The 23576-nt window shown below is 66.4% G+C and carries 18 protein-coding genes, 1 tRNA gene and 3 pseudogenes; 4 read left to right on the top strand and 18 right to left on the bottom strand.

Going from position 1 to position 23576, the window contains the following annotated elements; translation table 11 throughout:
* Positions 1 to 1039: 1039 nt before the first annotated feature.
* Positions 1040 to 2134, top strand: a complete 1095-nt coding sequence (locus CIW48_RS22030; RefSeq protein WP_149312665.1) for a glycosyltransferase — start codon at positions 1040 to 1042, stop codon at positions 2132 to 2134.
* 818 nt (positions 2135 to 2952) lie between these two features.
* Here CIW48_RS22030 and CIW48_RS22025 read toward each other — a convergent pair.
* The 6 genes and pseudogenes from CIW48_RS22025 to CIW48_RS21995 all read right to left on the bottom strand — a co-directional run.
* Positions 2953 to 3445: pseudogene (locus tag CIW48_RS22025) on the bottom strand (IS5 family transposase); the annotation flags it as partial.
* A gap of 175 nt (positions 3446 to 3620) precedes the next feature.
* The gene (locus CIW48_RS22020; RefSeq protein ID WP_149312664.1) at positions 3621 to 4148 is read right to left on the bottom strand and encodes a cytochrome P460 family protein; all 528 of its coding nucleotides are present in this window, start codon (positions 4146 to 4148) and stop codon (positions 3621 to 3623) included.
* 213 nt (positions 4149 to 4361) lie between these two features.
* Positions 4362 to 4631 carry a DUF302 domain-containing protein gene (locus CIW48_RS22015; RefSeq protein WP_149312663.1) on the bottom strand — a complete coding sequence of 90 codons (270 nt, stop codon included), beginning with the start codon at positions 4629 to 4631 and terminating at the stop codon, positions 4362 to 4364.
* Between the two features lie 310 nt (positions 4632 to 4941).
* Entirely contained in the window at positions 4942 to 5910 is a 969-nt protein-coding gene (locus CIW48_RS22005; protein WP_149312662.1) for an MBL fold metallo-hydrolase, read from the bottom strand.
* A 53-nt stretch (positions 5911 to 5963) separates the two neighbouring features.
* A pseudogene (locus CIW48_RS22000) lies at positions 5964 to 6435 on the bottom strand (alpha/beta hydrolase); the annotation flags it as partial.
* Entirely contained in the window at positions 6432 to 7319 is an 888-nt protein-coding gene (locus tag CIW48_RS21995) for an alpha/beta hydrolase (protein ID WP_149312661.1), read from the bottom strand. The pseudogene CIW48_RS22000 and the gene CIW48_RS21995, both read right to left, overlap by 4 nt.
* 100 nt (positions 7320 to 7419) lie before the next feature.
* Here CIW48_RS21995 and CIW48_RS21990 point away from each other — a divergent pair, with 100 nt between their 5' ends.
* Positions 7420 to 8442, top strand: a complete 1023-nt coding sequence (locus CIW48_RS21990) for a LysR family transcriptional regulator (RefSeq protein ID WP_173009352.1) — start codon at positions 7420 to 7422, stop codon at positions 8440 to 8442.
* Between the two features lie 36 nt (positions 8443 to 8478).
* On the opposite strand, the gene CIW48_RS21985 is transcribed toward CIW48_RS21990, so the two are convergent.
* Both CIW48_RS21985 and CIW48_RS21980 read right to left on the bottom strand, forming a co-directional pair.
* Entirely contained in the window at positions 8479 to 9921 is a 1443-nt protein-coding gene (locus CIW48_RS21985; protein WP_246695363.1) for an aldehyde dehydrogenase family protein, read from the bottom strand.
* 273 nt (positions 9922 to 10194) lie between these two features.
* Entirely contained in the window at positions 10195 to 10848 is a 654-nt protein-coding gene (locus CIW48_RS21980) for a TetR family transcriptional regulator (RefSeq protein WP_149312660.1), read from the bottom strand.
* A gap of 135 nt (positions 10849 to 10983) precedes the next feature.
* Here CIW48_RS21980 and CIW48_RS21975 point away from each other — a divergent pair, with 135 nt between their 5' ends.
* Entirely contained in the window at positions 10984 to 11952 is a 969-nt protein-coding gene (locus CIW48_RS21975) for an SDR family NAD(P)-dependent oxidoreductase (RefSeq protein ID WP_149312659.1), read from the top strand.
* Between the two features lie 96 nt (positions 11953 to 12048).
* Here the strand turns inward: CIW48_RS21975 and CIW48_RS21970 are convergent.
* The 5 genes and pseudogenes from CIW48_RS21970 to CIW48_RS21950 all read right to left on the bottom strand — a co-directional run bounded on the left by CIW48_RS21970 (position 12049) and on the right by CIW48_RS21950 (position 17510).
* Positions 12049 to 12473 (bottom strand): annotated as a pseudogene (locus tag CIW48_RS21970) (transposase).
* Between the two features lie 268 nt (positions 12474 to 12741).
* Positions 12742 to 12818, bottom strand: a tRNA-Arg gene (locus tag CIW48_RS21965).
* Between the two features lie 124 nt (positions 12819 to 12942).
* Positions 12943 to 13695, bottom strand: coding sequence for a nucleotidyltransferase family protein (locus CIW48_RS21960; RefSeq protein WP_149312657.1), 753 nt, complete (start codon positions 13693 to 13695; stop codon positions 12943 to 12945).
* 19 nt (positions 13696 to 13714) lie between these two features.
* Positions 13715 to 15304 (bottom strand): tRNA (adenosine(37)-N6)-threonylcarbamoyltransferase complex ATPase subunit type 1 TsaE, encoded by a 1590-nt coding sequence (gene tsaE, locus CIW48_RS21955; protein ID WP_149312656.1) that lies wholly within the window; start codon positions 15302 to 15304, stop codon positions 13715 to 13717.
* Positions 15305 to 15617: 313 nt separating this feature from the next.
* On the bottom strand, positions 15618 to 17510 hold the full coding sequence (locus tag CIW48_RS21950; RefSeq protein WP_149312655.1) for a sigma 54-interacting transcriptional regulator: 1893 nt from the start codon (positions 17508 to 17510) through the stop codon (positions 15618 to 15620).
* Positions 17511 to 17760: 250 nt separating this feature from the next.
* On the opposite strand from CIW48_RS21950, the gene cynS reads away from it, so the two are divergent.
* A complete protein-coding gene (gene cynS / locus CIW48_RS21945; RefSeq protein ID WP_091784976.1) occupies positions 17761 to 18249 on the top strand; it encodes a cyanase in 489 nt (162 codons plus the stop codon).
* Positions 18250 to 18389: 140 nt separating this feature from the next.
* Here the strand turns inward: cynS and CIW48_RS21940 are convergent, their stop codons facing one another.
* From CIW48_RS21940 to CIW48_RS21920, 5 genes are all read right to left on the bottom strand, one after another.
* Positions 18390 to 21662: an efflux RND transporter permease subunit gene (locus tag CIW48_RS21940; RefSeq protein WP_149312654.1), complete on the bottom strand. Its 3273-nt coding sequence runs from the start codon at positions 21660 to 21662 to the stop codon at positions 18390 to 18392.
* Positions 21663 to 21949: 287 nt separating this feature from the next.
* Positions 21950 to 22384 (bottom strand): tellurite resistance TerB family protein, encoded by a 435-nt coding sequence (locus tag CIW48_RS21935; RefSeq protein ID WP_149312653.1) that lies wholly within the window; start codon positions 22382 to 22384, stop codon positions 21950 to 21952.
* An 84-nt stretch (positions 22385 to 22468) separates the two neighbouring features.
* Positions 22469 to 22669: a DUF3606 domain-containing protein gene (locus CIW48_RS21930; RefSeq protein ID WP_091784984.1), complete on the bottom strand. Its 201-nt coding sequence runs from the start codon at positions 22667 to 22669 to the stop codon at positions 22469 to 22471.
* Positions 22670 to 22859: 190 nt separating this feature from the next.
* The gene (locus CIW48_RS34175; RefSeq protein WP_246695362.1) at positions 22860 to 22976 is read right to left on the bottom strand and encodes a BrnA antitoxin family protein; all 117 of its coding nucleotides are present in this window, start codon (positions 22974 to 22976) and stop codon (positions 22860 to 22862) included.
* Positions 22977 to 23353: 377 nt separating this feature from the next.
* Positions 23354 to 23575, bottom strand: a complete 222-nt coding sequence (locus tag CIW48_RS21920; RefSeq protein WP_149312652.1) for a YbdD/YjiX family protein — start codon at positions 23573 to 23575, stop codon at positions 23354 to 23356.
* Position 23576: the final 1 nt, after the last annotated feature.

Raw genomic sequence — 23576 nt, 5'->3', positions numbered from 1 at the left:
CTTCAAGCGCTTCACTCCGCAGGAGTGCCGCAACTACATCGCCGGAGCCGGCTACGAGAACGACTTGGCCGTCGCTACCTGACCGGGAACAGCTCTAGCCGGGCCGCTCTCGAGCAAGGAAGACGGTGCATGGTCTGCCGGGAGGGGTGAGCAGCCGGTCGCCCTCCTTCAAACGCCGGGGATCGCCACGAGAAAACACCGGCCACGCTGTGGGGCGGGAGCCGGGGAAGGAAGGCCGGCGCGTGACCGGGCCGTTCGGGTGTGGAAAAACCATCTCCATCGCGTCAGGCCTACGCCGGCAGCTTGACGACCACCGCGCCGAACGACGGATTGTCGTCCGGGTTGCGGTGCCGCGTCTCTGTCGAGGCGACCTCTGCCACAACTTGAAAGCTTGGCAACACAGTCGGGCTGAATAAACGACCGGCTCACGAGCTCAGCGGTATCCGGGAATAAAGCGAGGCATGCGGCGCGGCTACCCGACCTGACGCCCGCCTCGCCCGGCCTCACTCCGATCGAACTCGCCTTGGCCAAGTTCAGGGCCGCCTGCACGTCGAGGCACCGCACGCACCCATCAAAACCTAGCCCATGAACAAAGCCGCCTTCCGGCGCTTCACCCCAGATGAGTGTCGCAACCACCTCGCTGCGGGCAGCGACGAGGCCCATGATGCAACCCGGTCGGTTGCTGCTCCTGCCTCTGGCACGATTGGACGCTCAGATCTTGCTCATTGTTCACCTCCCGCTGCCGCCTTGCAGCGCGCAGCCGATTTGCGCGCCCGAGTTCTGCTGTAGCGTGCGATCAACGTTTCATCCTCGTGATGACATCCGGGAAGCGAATGGGATTCACGGGCCCAGGCGAAGCCCTGGAATAACGCGTCGCGACGGCCGTTCCGAAGCCGGTCTATCTTTTTACCTGCTCAAGCCTCTGAATTTTCTTGGATCCAGAGCAAGAATATGCAATATATGGCATTTGGAGAGTTCCTATTTTTATTAATCGACTGACGATCGTGATATGCTGCTCCCGGAGCATTGCCGAAAATACATGAACGATGAAACGGTGAGGGATGGAAGGATGACTTACGAGCGACCGCCGTCCTTGGCAGTCATCATAAATTGCTTCAATTACGAGAAATATATTAAATGCGCAATTGACAGCGTCCTCTCACAGAACAACAAGTCGTGCGAAATCGTCGTTGTCGATGATGGTTCGACCGACAATTCTTGGAATATAATTCAAAGCAGCGGAGTGCGTGCATTCCGCAAGGAGAATGGAGGTCAGGTCAGCGCTTGTCTGATGGGGCTCGACAATACGACGGCGCCGTTCGTTCTATTTCTCGACGCAGACGACAAACTACTGCCGAACTCGTTGGGAAAAATAATGGGCGCACTCGATGTCAGCGTCTCAAAACTTCAGTTCCAGTTGACCCGAATAAATGAGAACGGGTCGGTGATTGCCCCGCCGTTTCCAGCTCTTCAGGCAGGACGCGATCGAGATAAATTCAAAAGATTTGTGAGCGAAGCCGGAACTTACATCTCGCCGCCTACATCGGGGAATGTTTTCAGGAGAGATGTGTGCGAGTTTCTGCGCGGCGCCTCCTATGATAGCGCGGTCGACGGCGTCATTTTGCTTGCCGCACCCTTTTTTGGCGATATCGTCAGTGTCAAGCATCCGCTTGGATGCTATCGCATACATGGAAAGAATAAATCTGGCGTTCGAAATAACCCATCAATAGCGCTACTTGAGAAACATAAACGAAGATTCAAGGACCGCGTCTCCCATCTCGAGGCTATTTTACGGCAGAGGAACCTCACTGACGCCATAATACCCCCCGAGCAAATGTATTTTTACAGTATTTATCAAATAAATCAGGACATTGTCACGGGGCGCGGAATAAAGCTAAGGCAAGCGTTGAATGCCGTCATTCGTTTTCCGTCCTGGTACAGCCCGCACCGGAAGGCGGCGACGGCGCTGGCGATCGTTCTCGCTGTCGTGCTTCCAAATGCGGTGAGCGTGCAGTTTTTGAATTCATGGCGGTTCGTGCTGGTGCGGCTTGTCACCTCTTTCACCCATATCCGGGCTCTCTGGGCGCCCCAACGTTCCGCAGTCCGCTCCCCTCTTTCCAGAAACTCCCGATAGACTTTCCGCGATCTCATCGAAGGATGGAACGATACGAGCATGTATCGATGCCATTAAAGGCCCGCTATTCAATGATCGGCAGATGCATGGGCGGCTGAAGGCAACGTTTCTTGCGGCTCAATTCGAGTTCCGAGAATCGTGGTGAGCGCCTGATCCCAACGCCATGTCCGCGGGGTGCTGGCTGCAGCCGGTACCGGCACGCAAAGGTGAGCCCTGGATCCCATTGAACGGATCCGCGCTGTGTGCGCGTTTTTGCGCGCATTGTGACCCTGGAGGGGGGATGCCCTATCCCGCAAACGCCTCTGAACGAATCGATTGCCATTGTCCCACGGAGGCGGAGAACGGGGCGACGAGCAGACGAGGTCTGCCGGAAGATGGGCGTGTCCGAGCCGACCTTTTCCCGACGGAAGAAGCGGTTTGCCGGCCCGCTCCGCCACCCGGGCCTGTGTTGTGGACGGCAGGAAGGTTGAGGCAAATGGCAGCGTTTCAATTCTCGTGCAGAAGCATGGACCAGAGACCGACGTCTCGCCACCATTGGCCGCAACGGCATCAGAGACAAAGCGCTGCGCGGTTCGCAGTTCTTCTGGGATTACGAATTCTTCTGTCACCATGCGCCATTCTTGTGCTCGCAGCTGGAGGCGCCTCAAGCACTACCGGCATTCTGTTGCCGATGCCGACTCGGGGTGGGTTTCGGCAGGGTAGTCGCTGAGCCGCGCGCGCGACCCCGGCCACAAACAACTCCTTCCGCGATGCCGTGCAGGATCACGGGCCCCAGATAACAAAGGCGGAGTAGGGCCAGGCGCACGGCGTAGTGGGCCGACGATGCGGCAAGTGGGCAGGCGTCCGAGAAGCAGCGCACCGGCCTTGCAGTCGGCGACCTGCCCTCCGGTCAGCAGGAAAGCGAGCGGGCGGCAAGCGCGGTCGGTGAGCGCGTGGCTCTTGGTCGTGCGTCCGCCTCGCGAGCGACCAATGGCCTGAATCTGCTCTCCTCTCCGCCCCGGCGGCGCAGCGGTGAGCCTTCACCACGGACGCGTCGATTAGAACCTGGGCGGTCCACCAGCCTGAGCGAGCGCCGCAAACAGGCCAACCCAAACCCTCTTGGCTGTCTGGCGCACGGAGCGGCTTTAGAGAGTCTTCTTCGGGCCGTAGTTCTCGCGCGGTGCGTCTGTCCAACGGCCGCCGGATTTCAGCACGTGGACGATGCCGCTGATGACGCGCCGGTCGTCCACGCGCTCCTTGCCCCGCGTATCGGTGGGCAGATGCGGGGTGATCTTTGCAAACTGCTCGTCCGTCACGCCAGAAATGATCCATCGGCTCTTCCAGCACGAGCCGTGAATCACATCATCGCCGCCAGCCCTACGTTTATGGGTCCGGACGCTAGTTTTACAGGAACAACAATTCCTGATCATTGTTCTTCGGCTTTTGCATGGAATTCGCTGCGACATATTAATTAAAACAATTTACATTTTTGTACTGATGACGGCTCTCACGGCGCATAGCGTGTGAAGACAAAATCGTTGTCTGACGATCCGCGAGCATGGCATGGCGCGCAGGTCTTCATCAGGTCTTCGCTCCGGTTGGGCTTGCCACCTTCAAATTGCCCGTATCCCCATCCGCCCGTATTGGCGAATTTTTTCGAGTCCTTGACGCTGAACTGGACAGTCGTCGGGGAGCCGGCAACGAACGATTGTGCTTGACCGAAGATCGCATTGTTTTCGGCAGATGGCATATACTCCCAAGCTAACCGCGCGATGATCGCGCCATCCGGGAATGGACGCGCGCCCTCACGATATGCCTTGATAGCGATGTCGTTTCCAAGAACGGCACGAATGTCGTTGAGACTGCCCGCCTCGTGCGCCACGCTGATCAATTTCCAGTCGCGATACCTGTCAGGAAGTCTGACGCCGAAGATCGGAGAAGCATCGTCATCAGCGCTTTCGACCCCCAAAGGAGTGAAGGACCCGATGCAGGCGCCCAGGATGCATGCACCAAACCGAAGAGATACCGTTCTCATGGTGTCCTCCCCTGGATTCTGTACTGAACATTTTCTCGATTGATGCGGCGCCGGCAGGTAATGGCCGATCCGTGGCGCGGCGTCAGCAGAAGTCGCCACACGCGACCTAAAGCGCTCCCCGTGGTTTCGCCGGGCCTGTTCCGGCAGCCTGAAGTACGCAGGCCTCGAGCAGCCGCAAGAGAGCCTTTGCGGCATGCCTCGGATGGCCCTCCGTCAAGCCGTGACGCTCCGCCAGCCGCAGGGGTCGTCGTAACCGATCCAAGTTCGATCCGCCGGATCGCACCACATAAGGGCGCGCAGGGGCAGGTCAACGCCGATGGGTTGGTTTGCCTGCATCAGAGGAGTCCCACCTTCTGCCCTGCCGAACATGAGCAGCTGGGTCGGGCGCAGGTCGAGCCCCGCCTGGATCGCCGCGGCCGCATGATCGAGTCGAAGAAAGACCGCCAGGCCGCGCTCCGCCACGGCGCCGGCCAGGTTATCCATGGTCTCACTGGGCGGGAAACGGCCCTGATGCTTGATGAACCCGGCCGTTATGAGCGAGACTCCGCGTCCCAGCGGGCCGCAACCTCACCCCTCTTCGCTGCCAGTTCGCTCGGGGGCAGGATACGCTTCGCGAACAGAATGTTGGCGAACGTGGCGATGCAGCGCTCGTAGCAGCTGAGCGCGCCGACCATCTCCGCTCCGAGCGCTTCGCCGTACCTGCGGCCCATATTGCCACTCCTCCCGTCAAATCGCGCTCGGCCGGATCGTCCAGCGCTGTCGTCAACTCGGTTTTTGAGTTGGCCCTCCTCGCTCAGACACCTTCGTGAACCAGTCGAGTGAAGAGCGCCGGCGTAATGACGAACTGGCCCCAGACTTCGTCGAAGGCTGCCGTAGGTCTCGCCGCCACGATCTCTTCCAATGAGCGTCCCTCCGCCTTCAGCCCGGCGACCTGGTCGCGGACCGTGACGAGCATGTCGCGGAACCGCTGCAGCCCGGCACGGTCGCTCACGGGAAAGCCGTGGCCGGGGATGACGATCGTGTTCTCGGTCGCCTGGGCAAGATTGGCTTCCGCAGCACGGATGCTCCCGTCGATGCTACCGCCGGTCGAATAGTCGATGAAGGGGTAGATACCGTTCCAGTAAGTGTCGGCTACATGCAGGACGTCGAGCTCCTCGAAGTGAACCGAGATGTCGCTGTCCGTGTGGGCAGGTCCATAGTGACGTAATCCCAGGGTAGTGCCGTCGAGGCTCAGGCGGAGATCCGTCGCGAACAGCTCGGTGGGCAGAGCCGCTTCTGGAAGCGGCGCGAAATCGAAGTCCCAGTCGTCGACACGCTGCGTGGTCGACAGATGCCGGCGCGTGTTCTCGTGGGCTATGATCGTCGGAGACAGCTCGTGCAGCCACCCGTTTCCGTCCGCGTGATCGAAGTGCCAATGCGTGTTGACGAGGTGTGTGACCGGTTCCGGGCCGAGCGTCGCGAGAGCGGTGGCGACCTGCGGGCGCGACACGGCGATGCCGGCATCGACCAAAACCTTGCCGTCGCGGCCGCTGAGAACCGCGATGTTGCCGCCGGATCCTTCGAGGACCGAGATGCCGCCGCGGAGATGGTGGATCGTAATGGGAGCTCTCGCCGCCTCGGACTTGATCGTCTCGACGATCCCGCGCGCTTTAGCGAAGGATCGCCTCGGGGAGAGCCACGTGCCGTTCGCCCCGAATGTTGCACCCGGTGTGCCACAGAGACAGACGCTGCTGTGGGAGGGCTGGAACTTAGATGGCGCCATCAGGCGGCCCTCCTTCCGACGGGTGCGCCGCTAGGAGGCCGACAGGTCGTCGCGGAGCGGAGGGCGTCGAAGGTCTCTATCGGCGTTCCGTCTGGATTGTCGTCGCTCCTGAGCATCAGCGGCGGGATGGCGCCGATCAGAACGGCCTTCGCGACCCGATCCGTGCCGTGCCTGCCGATGTAGCGGGCGCCTTCGCCCCCTCCCGTCGAGTGGCCGACATGCACGACCTGTCGAAGGTCGAGAGCCCGGACCCTGCGCGGCCAGGGCGTCCGCGTCGGTATCGCGGTCGTTGCCGGTGCAGGGCTGGCTGGAGCGGCCGTGCCCCCGCCGGTCATGCGCAATGCAGCGGTACCCCTGGCGGGCGAGGAAGAACATCTGATTCTCGAAGGCGTCGGCGCTGAGAGGCGATCCGTTGCTGAAGACCACGGGTTGCCCCTCGCCCCAGTCCTTGAAGTAGATCTCGGTGCCATCTTCGACCTTGATCGTGCCCCGACACCGTCCCCTCGCGTGCCATCTGCATCTCAGCGGCCGCCAATGTTACGGTCGAGGAAGTCTCGAATCATGGGCGCCATGACGTCGAGCTTGTCTTCGAGGGCGAAGTGCCCGGTATCGAGCAAATGAAGCTCGGCATCGGTTAGGTCCCGCAGGTACGGATGTGCGCCGTCAGCCGGGAAGATGGTGTCGTTCCGGCCCCAGACGATCAGCGTCGGCGGCTTGCGCTCGCGGAAGAAGGCCTGGAATCGCGGGTAGAGCGGTACGTTGGTGCCGTAGTCGCGGAACAGGTCGAGCTGGATATCCCTGTTGCCCGGCCTGTCGAGGAGCACCTGGTCGTGCAACCAGTTGTCCGGATCGATCCGGGATATGTCGGCCACGCCGTCGACGTACTGAAACTTCGTCGTTTCCGGTGCGACGAGGAAGGCGAGAGCGTTGCGCCGCTCCGGCGTATCCTCGCGCCAGTAGGCCTTGATGGGATCCCAGAACGCCTTCAGCCCCTCCTCGTAGGCGTTGCCGTTCTGGACGACCAGCGCGCTGACGCGTTCAGGATGCTTGAGAGCGAGCCGATAGCCGACCGGGGCGCCGTAATCCATCACGTACATCGCGTAACGGTCCACACCCAATTGGGAGAGCAGGCCGTCGACGAGATCGGCGTAGTGCGCGAACGTATATGCGAACTCCCGGTGATCGGGCGCATCGCTGCCCCCGAAGCCGGGATAGTCGGGCGCGATGACGCGATAGCGATCCGCGAGGAGCGGGATCAGGTTGCGAAACATGTGCGATGAGGTCGGGAAGCCGTGCAACAGCAACACGACTGGTGCGCCCGTGGGGCCGGCTTCTCGGTAGAAGACGTTCACGTCCTCTAACTTGGCTGTGCGGTAATAGGTCACCGGAATGCTGGTGGGATAGGTCACGCACGCCCCTTCGCATCGAACCAGTTGATCGAAGGTAACGTGTTGTGATCGACGGCAAAATGCCTAATCTATGGAATCCTTGATTTCGCGAGGCGGAACAATGATCGACCGTCTCAATGCGATGCGGGTGTTCGTCACCGCCCTGGACGAAGGCAGCCTCGCATCCGCTGGCCGGCGCCTCAATCGCTCGCCCGCCGCCGTGACGCGGGCCATGGCCGCGCTTGAGAGCCATGTCGGAGCTCAACTCCTGCACCGGACGACACGACGGCTGCAGTTGACCGAGGCTGGCGAGATGTACGCCGCCGTCTGCCGCAAGGTACTGACGGACCTGGATGATGCCGACCTCGCCGTTGCCGGGAACCGGGCTGCCCCGCAGGGCGTCCTGACCGTCACCGCCCCCGTGATGTTCGGGACGCGGGTCCTGCGCCCGGTCGTGGGTGAGTTCCTGAAGGCATATCCTGCGATGCAGGTCCGCTACCTGCTGCTCAATCGAATGACGAACCTCCTCGACGAGGGCATCGATGTCGCGCTCCGGATTGCCCCGCTGCAGGAATCCAACCTGATAGCGGTACGCATCGGTGAAGTTCGCCGCGTTCTGTGTGCATCGCCGAAATACCTGGCTGGCCGGCCGCCAATCGCATCCCTGTCCGATCTGGCGCAGCACGACTTCATCGGCATAGAGCCCACGGGCCCGGACGATATCTGGAGCTTCCCGCCCTTAGCCGCAGGCAGAATTCCCCGTACGGTCCGGGTTAAGCCGCGCCTGATGGTCAACACCGACGAGGCCGCCGTCAGCGCGGCGGTCGACGGCGAGGGCATTGCGCGGATCTTCTCCTATAAGATCCAGCACGAAGTCTCGGGCGGCAGCTTGGTCGTTCTGCTTCCCGAGGACGAGCCGCCTCCGGTGCCGGTACATCTCATCACGCTCCCTGGCCGGCTGTCGCTCGCCAAAGTGCGGACCTTCATGGACTTCGCCGCCGTCCGCCTCAAGGCCGACTTCGCCCGCACCCCGCCCCACCCCGAGGACCGACGTTCATCCCGGGAACGGCTCGACGCCGAGGTCTCGCGCCAGAGATTGACGCCTCAGCGAAATGCCGCCGGCCGGCCGTCGAGATCTCCGTGACCGGTCGCCGCGTGGATCTCGCGGCATTCCGATCCTTCACCGCCTCAATATCGGATCGTCCTGCGTGACGCGGCTGCGCAGGGTGAAGACGCCGCTTCCGGACAGGATGGCACTCCGGGCGAGGAGACGGCCGCTTTGCCAGTTCGACAGCCCGAGCTCGGGCTGGTTCAGGGCGTATTGTCCGTCGACCCAGCGGGTGAACCCGTCGCCCACGAAGGGCGCGTTCACCGTGTCGTAGAAGCGCCGATGCGCCTCCGGGTCCCGGCTGATCAACGATGCGGCGAAACGCGGGCTGAGGCGATTGAACAGCATCACCGCGTGATCGAGATCATCCACGATCTTCAGGCTGACCTCGGGCGTGTCTTCCCATTCCCACTCGCGGCCGAGATCATCCTCGGACTGGATCTCCGTCAGCGGCTCGGTGCGTTCGCCTTCGGCGCGCCGGACGCGGACGGCGGCGGTGCGCCAGCCGTCCGGCAGGGCAGTCTCGTCGCCTGCTACCACGTGGAGCTTGCATCCGAAGCCGCGTGCGCGGCCGGCGGATTCCAGGGCGGTCAGAAAAATCGGCACCAGATCCGTTATTCGGGCGCGATGGATGCAGCACACGTTCAGGGTGTTGCAGACCTTCCGGTCCAGGGACGCTTCGACAGCCGCGGAGAAGAGCTCCGCATCCGCATCGCGGTCGGCGACCATCCAGGCGCCTCCGGTTCCGTGCAGGCTGACCGCCGTACCGGCCTGTCGGGCGACGCTCCCGAGTTGCGCCACGGCCCGGCCCGACCCGCGCGCCACCGCCAGCGAGAGCCGACGGTCAGCGAAGAGGGCCCAGCCTGTCGACCGCTCCAGGCTCTCGACGAGCGAGATGGCTCCGGGCGGTAGGCCGGCCTCGTTGAGCGCGGGCACGAGGGCGTGCCGCATGATGGCCTGTGCGGTGCCGAGCGCGTCGCTGCCGATGCGGAAGACGGCCGTGTTGCCGCTGCGGAGGACGCCCGCTGCATCGGCGAGCACGTTCGGGCGCCCCTCGAAGACGAAGCCGACCACCCCGAGCGGTGCCGCCACCTGCTCGATGGTCCAGCCGGTGTGGACGATGCGTTCGACGACCCGGCCGCGCAGCGTCTCGCTGTCACGCCACGCCCGCAGGCCCGCGATCATATCCTGCCGCATCCGGTCGGTGGCGACGAGCCGGGTCGTCGAGCGGCCACCGCCCTGGGCGCGCTCGACATCCTGGCGGTTCGCCTCGGCGATGGCACGCCAAGCCGAAGGGTCATCGAGGAGCGCAGCGAAACGGTCGAAGAACCGCTCGATCGCCTGATCCGGTACGGCCGACATCGCCACGAAGGCTGCATGCGCACGGTCCACCGCGGCGGCAGCCACTGCGATCTGAGCCGCGGGAATGTGCAGGAGGTCTCCGGTCTCCTGCAGGACCAGCAGATGATCACCGGGCTGGAAGGCCTCCGCGAGTTCAGGCGTGATCACGGTCACGCGGTCACCGCCGAAAGGCACAGGCATTCCCGATACGAGGCGCGCGATGGTGGTTGTCATGGGAGCGGGCATAGGGCGATCTCGGTGTGGAAACCAAGCCGTGCCGTCGTGGAAAGCGACCACCCAATCGAGCGGTGCGCCGACGGTCGGCGGGCTTGGAGCTTCTCTGCCGCTCCGGAGGGATCTGGTCGGCGAGGTGAGCACGGCGCCGGCATCACCATACCCGGAAGGCGCTGACCCGACTGCAGCACACCTCTTGCGGAGACCACGCGTTCACGGCGTTGATCGACGCGATTGCTGACGGGGCGCGCCCTTGGCGCGGGCCGCGATCGAGCGTCCCGCTTCGTCACGACCGGACTTTTCAAGACCCGTGACCAAGATATCGACGAGGCGCATGGCCGATTGCCTCCGGTCCGGGCCGGAGCTGGTCACGCTGGCCACCGCCCGCAGCAGGTCGAGCGGCTCCATGTCCAGTTGGATCTCCCCGGCGGCAACCGCGCGGTCGCACAACATGGCCATGGCCTGCTTAATCTGGGCGCCGGAGGCGGCATACAGGCTGGCTGGCCCGTCGGCCGTGGCATTGAGGGCCTCCGACATGCCTTGCTTCGTCGCCATATAGTCGACGAACACCAGCATCCATTCCCGCAACGCTTCAGTTGGGGAACGGGTGGCTGTGAGCCGCTCCGCGGCCTCAGCGAGATGTGCGGTCTCATTCCTGTAGACCGCCTCGATTAGGGCGTCGCGGGTCGGGAAATGGCGGTAGAGCGTGCCGACACCCACGCCTGCCGCGCGCGCGATCTCCTCCAAACTGGCGGCCGCACCTTTCTCGGCGAAGGTCGCCTTCGCCGTGTCGAGCAGCCGGAGGCGATTGCGTTCGGCATCGGCACGCGGCCTGCGGGCGGTCGGACGAGGATCCTCATCGTCCACGGGCCAACACCTCTTGCTAAACGGAGGATCCCTCCGTATTTAAACGGAGGCAACCTCCTCTTATCGACTGAGAGGCCGGCGAACAATGGTTTCGCGGGCGACGGGCGAGGTGTGTCCACTGACAAGAAGAGCAACATGACCGCAACATTCGGGGCGACCTCGACCACCGATGAGGTGCTCGCCGGCGTCGATCTCAACGGAAAGCGCGTGCTCGTGACCGGCGTCTCGGCAGGACTTGGCGTGGAGACGGCCCGCGCCCTTGCCGCGCACGGGGCGGAGGTCGTCGGCACGGCGCGGGATCTCACCAAGGCCGGGTCGGCGACTGCCGTGGTGCGCGATCAGGCGGCGCAGGGCGGAAGTCTCGAACTGGTCGCGCTCGACCTCGCCTCGCTGGCCAGCGTCCGTGCCTGCGCCGACGCGCTGCTGGCGGATGGCAGGCCGCTCGACGTCGTCATCGCCAACGCCGGCGTCATGGCCACACCGCTGGGTCGCACGACTGACGGCTTTGAGACGCAGTTCGGAACGAACCACCTCGGCCACTTCGTCCTCGTGAACCGGATCGCGTCCTTGATCCGGGACGGCGGCCGGCTGGTCATGGTCGCCTCGTCCGGTCATCGTTACGCGGAACCCGATCTCGACGACCCGGGCTTTGAGCGTACGCCCTACGACCCGATGGTCGCGTACGGGCGCTCGAAGACGGCCAACATTCAGTTCGCGGCGGAGTTCGACCGGCGGCACAGGACGCGCGGGGTGCGGGCGACGGCTCTGCACCCTGGCGGCATCGAGACCGAACTCGGCCGGCATTTGGGCCAGGGCGCTATCGCCTTATCGGTCGAGCGGATCAATGCCGACCTCGCAGCGGCCGGTAAGCCAGCTTTTGCGTGGAAAACCATCCCCCAAGGAGCTGCCACATCAGTCTGGGCGGCTTTCGTGGCGTCAGCGGAGGCAGTCGGCGGTCGCTACTGTGAGAACTGCCACGTGTCCGAGATCACCGACGGGTTGATCACTCCCGTCAGCGAAGGCGTGCGCTCCTACGCGCTGAATCCCGAGCGCGCGCGTGCGCTCTGGGCGAGGAGCGAGGAAATGGTCGGCGCGCGTTTCTGACGGTCGTCGTGCAGCTGGTCGAGGTGTGGCACACGCTAGAGTACAGCGACTGTGTGGCATACATGCCGCTCGCTCGACTGGGGCGTCTCCGCAAAGTCATGTGAGCCAGAGCCTGGTCATGCCAAGCGTGCCCATGGCGAGGTAGTTTGCGGCTCGCTTCTCGTCGCGGGCGGCGATTCGGCGATACTGCTTGAGCCGTCCGATCAGCCGCTCGACCTTGTTGCGCTCGCGGTAGGCGGCGTTGTCGTAATCGAGCCGGTGGGGCTGATCCTTGCGGGTCGGGATCACCGGCTCGATCCGGCGTTGTCGGAGGCGGCAACGGGCCGGCGGACGGGAGCAGCCCCGGTCGCCTGCCGTCCGGCGGGGACGCGGGCGCGGGCGGCCGCGCGTGCGCAGGATCCAGAGCATGCCGTTGAGGACTTGCCGGTGATCCTCCGCAGGCCGGCCCGTGCGCGGCTTCTGCGGAGGCAGCAGCGGGACGATCTGCTCCCACTGCGGTCGGTCCGTTCAAAGCGTCGCATCAAGCCCACATGGGCCTGACCACCCAGCCTGCGAACCCCTTTGCAGAGACGCCGTAGATTGAGCGCAGATTCTAGAAGGGAGAATACTCCTCGCTAAACGACTGAGACTCTCTTCGACGTCTGCTTAAAGGATGCAAGCAAGAGCGGTTGAATGGCCGCAATGGGCGCGAAGCAGGTAGGATTAAAGGCCGCCCCTTCGAATCAAGGCTCGTCCGAGCTGGCCTCAAAAGCCAGTCGTTCGTAATCCTGTTTCAAATGGTATGAATTTTGGCGCGCCCGAAAGGATTCGAACCTCTGACCCCCAGATTCGTAGTCTGGTGCTCTATCCAGCTGAGCTACGGGCGCCTGACGCGGCGGGGTCTTGGCCCGCCGGCGTGAAGGGGCTTCTAGAGGCTCAAATCCGGCTTGGCAAGACACTTCGGACAACGACCTGCGCGGCCCAGGCGTCGCGCGCCGCAGCCGAGGAGCCTTACGGAGCCCGGGCACTCGCGCGCACGCGCTCCTCCGCGGCCCGGATCGCCTCCGGCGTGCCGACATGCAGCCACTGACCGTCGAGCCGCATCCCGAACAGACGCCCCGCCGCGATCGCCCGGTCGAACAGCCGGTTGAGCGAGAAGGCACCGTCCGGCGTGTCGGCGAACAGGCTCGGCGTGAGGATCGCCACGCCCGCATAGATGAACGGCGCCACCGCGCGCTCGCCGCGGCGCTCCAGGCGGCCGTCGGAGTCCATCACGAAATCCCCGGCTCCCTCATAGCCGAGGCTGGTGGCGGTGGGCGCCACCAACAGGAGGCCGTCCATGCGGCTCGCATCCCAGCTCTCGATCAGCCGGCGCAGGTTGGAGGCCGGCCCCTCTAGCCAGAAGGAATCCGAGTTCAGCACCACGAACGGCGCATCCCCTAGGAGCGGCAGCGCCTTGCGGATGCCGCCTCCCGTCTCCAGCAGTGCCGCGCGCTCGTCGGACACGACCGTCGACGGCCCCCGGTCCGGCCCCTCGGCTCGACGGGCCAAGTGCCCCTCGATCAGGTCGGCGAGATAGTGGACGTTGACGATTGCGGTCCCGATCCCCGCCTCGGCCACCCGGTCGAGGGCGTGATCGAGCAGCGCCTTGCCGGCCACCTCGACCAGGGGCTTCGGCACGGTGGCAGTCACCGGCCGCATGCGCTTGCCCAGGCCCGCGGCCAGGACAAAGGCGCGGCTGACGGCGGGGCTGGGATCGCTCATGCGGTCGGGAATCCGGAGGTCAGGGTTCGGGCGCCGGGGCGACGAGACCCGGCAGGTGGTCCGCGTGCCAGGCCCGCAGCCCGGCGAGCGCCGGATGGGCGAGGTTGCGGGCGAGATAGCCCTCGATCCGCGGCAGATGGGCGAGATAGCCGGGCTTGCCGTCGCGCCGGTCGAGGCGCGCGAAGATGCCGAGGATCTTGGTGGCCCTCTGGGCCGCCAGCAGCGCGTAGGCGGTGGCGAAGGCCCCGACATCGAAGGCCGGGTCCCGCCCGCGGCGCTCGCGGGCGTAGAGGCCGAGCAGCCGCAGCTCGAACTCGGCGCTGGAATCGACCCGGGCATCCTGGAGCAGCGAGGCGACGTCATAGGCCGGGTGGCCCATCACGGCATCCTGGAAATCGATCACCCCCACCCGCTCCAGCCCGTCGCGCTCGGGCAACCAGATCAGGTTGGGGGAGTGGTAGTCGCGCAGGGTCCAGGTCGGCCGGTCCGGGATCGCGCCCCGCAGCGCCTCCCGCCACAGGTCGAGGAAGGCCGCCCGCGCCTCCGCCGACAGGCTGACGTTCCGGATCGCCGGGGCATACCATTCGGGCATCAGTTCCGCCTCGAACAGCAGCGCCTCCATGTCGTAGGGCGGCAGCACGTGCTCGATCCCGTCCGCCACCGGCAGAACCGGGGGGAGCGGGTTGGCATGGAGCTTGGCCAGCACACGCACGGCCTCGGCATAGCGCTCCGGCCGCGGGGCGCCGCCTTCGATCACCGGCTCGCTGCCGAGATCCTCCAGGATCAGCAGACCCTCGGCGAGATCCTCGCCGTAGATCCTGGGCGCCGAGAAGCCGAGCGCGCGCAGGCCGCGGTCCAGGGCCACGAAAGCGTGGACACTCTCGGCGAGGTGCACGATCGCGCTGTAGGGCTTGCCGTCCCGCACCGGCGGGCCGTCGGGGCGCGGCGGCGCGATCATCAGCACGGCGCTGGTGCCGTCGAGCTTGGTCAGGCGCTCATAGGCGCGGGAGGAGGCGTCGCCCTGCATCAGCGTCCGCTCGGCGATGTCCCAGCCGCTGCGGTCGAGGAGGCGGCGGACCGCCCGCGCCCGGTCCAGGCGGGCGCGCATGCCGCCGCTGCCGTCGATCCGGGCCAGCCGCGCCTCGGGGCCGAATTCGGCCCGCAGAGACAGGTCCACGGTCAGCACCGGGCTGCCGCGGGGCGGCATCCGGTCGGGCCACTCGACCAGGGTGATGGCGCCCTCGGCCATCTCGTCGAAGCCGAGTTCCACCAACTCGTCGGGGTCGCGCAGCCGGTAGAGGTCGGCATGGACGACCGGCCGACCGTCGCGGGCCGCGTAGGGCTGGATCAGCGTGAAGGTCGGGCTCGGCACCTCAAGCTGCGCGTCACCGGCGAGTTCGCGGATGATCGCGCGGGCGAGCGTGGTCTTGCCACCCCCCAATCCTCCGGACAGCGCCACCACGTCCCCCGGCAGCAGGAACTCGGAGAGGAACAGGCCGAGATCCTCGGTGGCCGTCTCTTCGGGCAGCACGAATTCCCAGGGGACCGGCCGCGCGGATGCACCCGTCGCCCCATCGGCCGTCTGTCCGTCCTGCTCGTCTCCGCCCAAAATCCGCCTCCGAGACCTGAAGACGCATGGTCCGAAAACACGCACCGGATGCAAGCGTTTCCGCCGGGAGCCGCGCGCTTCCCGTCCGCCCGGTGCATCGAAACCACGCTCGCGGAGGCGGCGATCACCGTCCCGGAGGCCTGGCGGAACTCCGTTCAGGCCGGGGCGGTGCGGGATCGCTGCCAACGATCGGGGCGGTCGGACGGCCCGCCGCGCCGGCCCGCCGCGTTCCAAGCGGCCGTCGCCGGCACGGGCGTCGGCCCGGGCGGCCGCCAGCCCAGCGACCTAGGGATCGGATCAAGGATGCGCCGGATCAGCCGCGCGAGATCCCGTGAGCCTTGATCCGCGAGGCCAGCGTCGTCGGGCGCAGGCCGAGGAGCGCCGCCGCGCCCCCCGGGCCGGAGATCCGGCCGCCCGCCAGCGCCAGGGCCGCGACGATCTCGGCGCGGTCGCGCGCCCGGCGCTCGGTCTCCGTGGCGGGCCGCCCGGCCTGCGCCGCGGCGGGCGCGGCCGGGTCCGTGAACCCGGTCGCCTCGCCATCGGGCAAATCGAGGCGGAGGCGGCCCCGGGCGGAGAGGATCACCGCCCGCTCGATAACATTCTCCAGCTCGCGGACATTGCCGGGCCAGGGATAGCGGCAGAGGCGACGGACATCGCCCTCCGAGAGCCGCGGCTCCGGGACGGTGAGGCGACGCGCGGCGACCCGGAGCAGGTGCTGGGCGATCGGCGGGATATCCTCGGGCCGCTCGCGCAGGGGACGCGCCTGGATCGGGAAGACGTTGAGACGGAAGTAGAGATCCTCCCGGAAGCGGCCCGCCCGGATCTCGGCGCGCAGGTCCCGGTTGGTGGCCGCGACCACGCGCACGTCCACGGCCCGCGTGCGCGCTTCGCCGACCCGCTCGAGCGAGCGCTCCTGCAGGACGCGCAGCAGCTTGCCCTGGAGGTCGAGGGGGATCTCCCCGACCTCGTCGAGGAACAGCGTGCCGCGATCGGCGAGTTCGAACCGGCCGACCCGGTCGCGGAGCGCCCCGGTGAAGCTGCCCTTGGCGTGGCCGAAGAACTCGCTCTCGAACAGCTCGCGGGGGATCGCCGCGCAATTCACGCGGATCATGGGGCCGGCGCTGCGGCGGCTCGCGTCATGGATCGCCCGGGCGATCAGTTCCTTGCCGGTGCCGGATTCGCCGGTGATCAGCACGGTGGCGTCGGTCCCGGCCACGCGCTCGATCTGCCGGAGCGTCGCCGCGATGGCCGGCGAGCGGCCGATGATGCCCTGATGCTGGCGCTCGGCCCGGATTTCCTCCTTGAGATACGCGTTCTCCAACTCGAGGCGCTCGCGGAGGGAATCGACTTCGGCCAGCGCGCTCGTCAGGCGCGCCTCGTCCTCCCGGCGCTGGCTGATGTCGCGGAAGACGATGACGGCACCGAGCAGGCTTCCCCGGTCGCGGATCGGCGTCGAGGTGTACTCGACCGGGAAGGACGTTCCGTCGGCGCGCCAGAACACCTCGTGATCGACCTGATGCACGGCCCCGTCCCGGAACGCCGCATAGATCGGGCAGTCGCGATGGGGGTAGTGGCTGCCGTCCGGGCGGGTGTGATGCACGGCGGCGTGCATGTCCCGGCCGACGAGGTCGGCGGCCTTGCAGCCGAGCATACGCGCGGCGGCCGGGTTGACGAAGGTGGTCACGCCCTCCGCGTTGACGCCGTAGATCCCCTCCCCGGCCGCGCGCAGGATCAGCTGGTTGCCCCGCTCGATGTCGCGGAAGATGCGCTCCATGCGCTGCCACTCGGAGAGGCCGGCGCGCATGTGGGCCTCGGCCTCGCCATCGACTTGACGGCGGTGGATCGCATCCGGGTCCGCAAGCGTCACGAGGAGGCGCATCGGCCTGCCGGGAAGCGGGAAGGCCACGGCTTCGACCCGCAGGTCGCGGCCCGCCGCGTCGCGCGGCGACAGCGCCCGCGTCCACCAATGCCCCTTGGCCAGGGCGGCCTGGGTGAAGACCGTGAGGGCGGCGCGCTGGCCCGGGAACAGCCCGCTCGCCCGCGCGCTCCGCAGCGCCGAACGCCCGTGGCCGAGCAGACGCGCCGCCGCCGGATTGGCGTCGGCGATCCGATCCTCCTCGGGGGCGAGCACCAGCATGGGCTCCGGGCTCCCCTCGAAGACCGGCCCGAATGTGCCGGGAACGCCGAACTCACGAGATATCGTCATCAGCTCACGATATCTCGTTTCCGACGAGATGTCGTGATCGACACCCAGCCGGCCAAGCTCTTGTCGAGACTTATGTTTCCGTGACGGCGCCGGGTGGCATACCGTTTGCCGAATGAACGGGCCCGCGTCCGATTGCGGCCGCATCCCTTCACGGTTGCGATCCCGACGCGCACCTCGCATCGGGGTGGGTGGGGCCGCCGGCCAAGCGGCCTCACCGGACCGATCGACAAGTCAAACCTGGGAGCCGACGATGAAGCGCGAGGACCTCACCGAGAAGCTGCTCGACATCAAGCGCGAGAAGGGCTGGAGCTGGAAGCACATCCACGAGGAGATCGGCGGCCTGTCGCCGTTCCTGATCACTGCGGCCTGCATGGGCCAGATGAAGCTGCCGAAGGCCCAGGCCAAGCGGGCCGCCGAGCTCTTCGGCCTCACCGCCGCCGAGGAGCGGATGCTCAACGAGCCGCCCTATCGCGGCTCGATCCCGTCGATGCCGCCCACCGACCCGCTGATCTACCGTTTCTACGAGCTGGTGATGGTCTACGGCACGACCTTCAAGGAGCTGATCCAGGAGGAGTTCGGCGACGGCATCATGTCGGCGATCGACTTCAACATGGACATGGCCCGCGAGGCCAACAACAAGGGCGACCGCGTGCGGCTCACCATGTCGGGCAAGTTCCTGCCGTACAAGTATTACGGCAACGACGACGACACGCCGGAATATGGCTTCAAGGAGGGGTGAGCGACCCGGAAGGGCATCCCCCGATCAGGATCCGATGTTCATACATCCGGATCGGGCCAGCGATACTGGCGGCGGAGCGCGACGCGCCCCGCTCCCGTGCGGGAGAGGGGACCCGAGGCTCGTCCTGCCGCCGCGGTGCCTCACGCCGCCGCCGGCCGGCCCTCCGGCTCCAGGTAATCCTGCACCGGCTGCGCCGCGCCGCCGCGCATCAGCACGTAGAGGAACGGCACCAGCAGCAGGGTCGCGGGCGTCGCGAAGGCGATGCCGCCCATCACGGCCCGGGCGAGCGCCGCGTTCTGCTCGCCGCCCTCGCCGGTGCCCAGCGCCATCGGGATCAGTCCCAGAAACATCGCCGAGGCGGTCATCAGCACCGGCCGCAGCCGGGTCTCGCCGGCGGTGATCGCCGCCTCCAGGGCGCTGCAGCCCGTCGCCTCCCGATGCTCCTTGGCGAAGGTGACGAGCAGGATCGAGTTCGCCGAGGCGATGCCCACCGACATGATCGCCCCGAAGATCGACGGGATCGAGAAAGCCGTTCCCGTGACGAACAGCGCGAAGGTGATCCCGCAGAAGGCCATCGGCAGGGCGGCGATCACCACGAACGGGTCGCCCCAGCTCTGGTAGTTCACCGCCATCAGCAGGTAGACGGCGATCAGCGCGATGCCGAGGCCGATCTCCAGCCGGAAGAAGGCCGAGCGCATGTTTTCGATCTGGCCGCGCACCACGATCTTGTCGGGTGCCTCCAGGTTCTTCTGCTCGTCCTGCACGATGGCGTCGATCTCGCGGGCCACCGAGCCGAGGTCGCGGTCCTGCACCGAGGCGAAGATGTCGAAGGTCGGCTGGATGTTGACGTGGCTGATCATGGTCTGCGTCGGCATCCGGCGGATGTCGGCGAGGCTGGAGAGCAGGGTCAGCACCCCGGGGCCGGAGCCGGAGGTCGCGGCGGCGCGCACGAACATCGGCGTGTTGCGCAGGTCGGTGAGCGAGCTGTTGCGATATTCCGGCGTCTGCACCCAGAGCTGGTAGGGGATGCCGGTCTTCGGATCGGGCCAGAAATTCGGCGTCACCTGGTAGCTGCCGGACAGCGAGATGTTCATGTTCTGCGCCACCTGCTGCTCGGTGAGCCCGAGTTCGGAGGCGAGGCGCCGGTCGACATCGACGTAGAATTGCGGGGCGTTGACGATCTGCTGCAGGTGGACGTCGACGAGGCCCTTGGTGCGCTTCAGACGCTGGACGATGCGCTGGGCGACCTCCAGATCCCTCTCCTTGTTCCGCCCGGAGACCTGCACGTCGATCGGCGTGAGGACGCCGAAATTCAGGATCTGGGTGATCATGTCGGCGGGCTGGAAATAGACGGTCACGTCGGGGAAGCGCTTCATCAGCACGTCGCGCAGGCGCTTCGCGTAGCCCGCCACCGGGCCGTGCCCCTGCTTGAGACTGATGAGCATCTGCCCGTCATTGTAGGAGACGAACGAACCGTCCGAGAACGCGAAGTTGTAGTTGTTCGAGGGCAGGCCGAGATTCTGGAGGATCTGGTCGACCTCGCCCGCCGGGATCACCTCGCGGACGGTGGCCTCGACCTCGGCGAAGACCTGCCGGGCGGTCTCGATGCGCATGCCGGTGCGGGTGCGCAGATGCATGGTCATCTGGCTCGCCTCGATCTGCGGGAAATAATCCTGGCCGACGAAGACGAACAGCGCGCCGGTCATGCCGAGCACGCCGCCGACGGCCCCCAAAGTAACGATCCGGTGGCGCAGCACCGCGTGGAGCAGGCCGACATAGCCGCGGTGGAACCGCGCGAAGCCGCGCTCGAATCCGCCATGGATCCGGCCAGCGAGCCGCATCAGGGGAGCGCCGACGAGACCGAACGCCCGGGCGATCCGCCCCCGCCGGGGCGGCTCGTGGGCATCGCGGTCCTTGGCGTGCTTCTGCCGGTATTCCGGCGCCACGATCACGTCGATCAGCAGCGGCACCAGGGTCCGCGACAGCAGGTAGGAGGTCAGCATCGCGAACACGACCGCGAGCGCCTGCGGGGTGAACAGGTACTTTGGCGTGTCGGTGAGCGCGAACACCGCCGTGAACGCCGCGCAGATCGCCAGCGTCGAGATCAAAGCCGGCTTGGCGATGCCGGCAGCGCCGTGGACCACGCTCTCGCGGAACTTCTCGCCCTCCTCGAACAGGCGGTAGGTGTTCTCGATCGCCACCGTGGCGTCGTCCACCAGGATGCCGACCGCGAGCGCGAGGCCGCCCAGCGTCATCACGTTGATGGTCTCGCCGAGCGCCGCCAGCATGGCCAGCGAGGTCATGACGCAGAGCGGGATCGAGATCAGCACGATGATCGTCGAGCGCCAGGAGCCGAGGAACAGCAGGATGGCCAGCCCCGTCAGGGCCGCCGCGGTCAGCGCCTCGTGCAGCACGCCCTCGATGGCGTTCGACACGAAGACCGACTGGTCGAAGAGCGGCTTGATCGACAGGCCCTCGGGCGCGGCGGCGCGGATCGTCGGCATCGCCGCCTTGACGTTGTTCACGACGTTCAGCGTCGAAGCGTTGCCGTTCTTGATGATCTGCATCAGCACGGCCTGCTGGCCGTCGGCGCTGACCACATTGACCTGCGGCGGCCCGCCGTCGCGGACATAGGCGACGTCGCGCACCAGCACGGGCTGGCCGGCCACCACCTTGATCGGCGCGAGGTTCAGGGTCTCGATCGAGGGGGGGGTGGCGTTGAGCTGGACCGGGTATTGCTGCTCGCCGATCTTGGCGAGGCCGGACGGCACCGTCAGGTTCTGGGCCGTCATGGCGTTGGTCACGTCCAGCGGCGTCAGGCCCAGCGCCTGCAGGGCGTTGAGGTCGAGATCGACCATGATCTGCCGGGGCGCGCCACCGAAGGGCGACGGCAGGGTCGAGCCCGGGACCTGGGCGAGGGTCTGGCGGATCCGGTACTGGGCGTAGTCGTAAACCTCGTTGAGGCTCTGCTTCGTCGAGGTCAGGGCGAGTTGGATCACCGGCACCGAGGAAGCGGAGTAGCGCACGATCACTGGCGGCTGCGTGCCGGTGGGCATCACGGCGCGGATCGAGTTGGTCGAGGACACCACCTGGGCGATGGCGAGATCCAGGCTGACCGAGGGGTCGAAGTAGATCCGCTGCACCGCCGTGCCCTGGAGCGTCGTCGACTCCATGCGGCGGATGTTGTTGACGTTGTTGGAGATGCCGTACTCGGCATAAGTCGTGATGCGCTGTTCCATCTCCGGCGCGGACAGGCCGGTATAGGTCCAGACCACCACCACGACCGGGATGTCGACGACCGGCAGCACGTCCTTGGGCGTGACGAGGATCGCGCCGACGCCGCCGAGCATCATCAGCACGGCGAGCACGTAGGTCGTGATCCGGAACTTGAGCGCGTAGAGGACGAGGCCCATGCGGTCTCCGCCGTCCGGCCCCGGGCCGGCAACCCCGCGTTCTATACCGGCTCACCGGCTAAACCCGGACTGTTTCGCTATCACGTCCGGTCAGGCAAGGGACGGGCCGCGTCGCCGCAGGTTTGCGGTGGCGACCCTTTCATGCACCGCACCCCACCCGCGCCCTCATCCTGAGGGGCCCGCGTCAGCGGTCCTCGAAGGAGGGCTCCTTCGAGACCTCCTCTGCGCTCCGGCTCCTCGGGGGGCGACCCGGAAAAAGTCGGCGCCGGGCCGCCGCGCCCGCCGGATCAGCGCAGCAGGGCGGACTTGTCGACCAGCAGCGCGGCGGCGATCTCGTCGAGCGCCTTGTGCTCGACCGCGCTGATCCCGTCGATATCGGCCACGTCCGCGCCGATCAGGAATACGTCCTGGCGCTGCTCGATCGGCCGTTCCGCGATGGATCCGACGTGGCGCAGGTTCTCCAGCCGCCCGGCCCGGGTCTTGGCCCGAGCGATCGCCTCGTAGAGTTCCTGCTCGACACGCAGCGTGTCGTAGGACTTCTCCAGAATCGGGTTGGCGCGGATGCCGCTGATCGCCGATTCGATCTCCTCCTCGCCCACATCCCCGTCCGCCACGATGACGTTGGCCGCGGACGAGACCGCGGCCTGCAGGAAGACCGCGTCGCCCGCATACGACATGATCGTGCGGCCGAACCGAAGGATGGCGTCCTGGAAAATGCTCATGCCGACCTCCCGTTAAGCCCAAGATGGCGGATATTGTGGTCACCGAGTCAAGATGCGGCCGAGCTTGCGCCGGGGATGCCGCCTTCAGGTGGCGGGCTCGTGGCCCGGCCAGTCCCGTCCGAGATGGGCCGCCACGCGGGCCGGATCGTCGCCGACGGCCGCCACGGCGGCCTCGACCTGCTCCACCGGGACCATGAATCGGCGCGCCCAGTAGGCCCGCTCCCAGGCATGGGCGGTGTTGACGGCTTTGGGCTCAGGGGGATCCTGTACGCTGTCTTCGGTCATCGGCCTTCCGCATCTGGCGAGGGCTGGACGGCCCTCCGGCGTGGAGAACGCCGGCTGGGCCGGATCGGGTCCAGATCAGCGGCAGCGGAACCTGGACACGTCCGGATTCGCAGCGGGCGTTCTCGCGGTTGCGGAGAAACGCCGCCTCCACCGGTGCCCTGTCGGGATGGGGTCGGCCTGGCCATGGTTCTCACCCGGCATCGAGAGCCCGGGCAGCGGCCGGGAGGGCGCAGTTCATGCGGCTCCGCCAACCCCGACCGGTGGCCTTGAACGCCGCGACGGTCTCGGCATCGAGGCGCAGATTCACGAGCTGCTTGGTCGGCGGCTACTGCGGTCCACGGGAGCGGCGCAGGGTGGCCGCCAGCTCAGGAAAGGCCTCGGCCAAGGCGCGCGGCCCGCGCCTGCTCGGCGCTGACCTCGGGATTGTCCGGATCGTCCGCGATGCCGGCCCGGAGCCGCGTCCGCGTCCGTGATCGGCGTCGTGTCGCGCTTAGACATTCTCGAACAGCAGGCGGTCGCGCATCCGCGAAATCGAGGCCGTGCTTGGCGAGATCGCTCTCCCGCTTCGGCCCGTCCCACACCAGAGGCATGCCTGACGGTACGATCCGGACCGCAATCGCTCGATCAGACCGTAGATACGATTTGCACTTCCCGACCGGAGGAACCCCGCCGTCGGCCCGCTGCTCAGCAGCAGCGGAAGCCCGACGTGTTGCCGACCCCGAAGCGGGCGTTCTCCCGGTTGCGGAAGAACTCCACCTCGGTCATCGGCGCCTGGTCGGGATGGGTGCGGCGGACATGCTCGGCATAGGCCGCGTAGTCCCCCTGCCCGACCATCAGCCGGGCGCCGTCGCAGACGCATTTGGACAACGTCCGGATCCGGTCCCGCAGGTTCGACGACTGCAGCATG

The sequence above is a fragment of the Methylobacterium sp. P1-11 genome (assembly GCF_008329595.1).
Taxonomy (GTDB): Bacteria; Pseudomonadota; Alphaproteobacteria; order Rhizobiales; family Beijerinckiaceae; genus Methylobacterium.
Note: the sequence above shows the minus strand (reverse complement) of the source record. Positions and strands in the feature narration are given on the sequence as shown.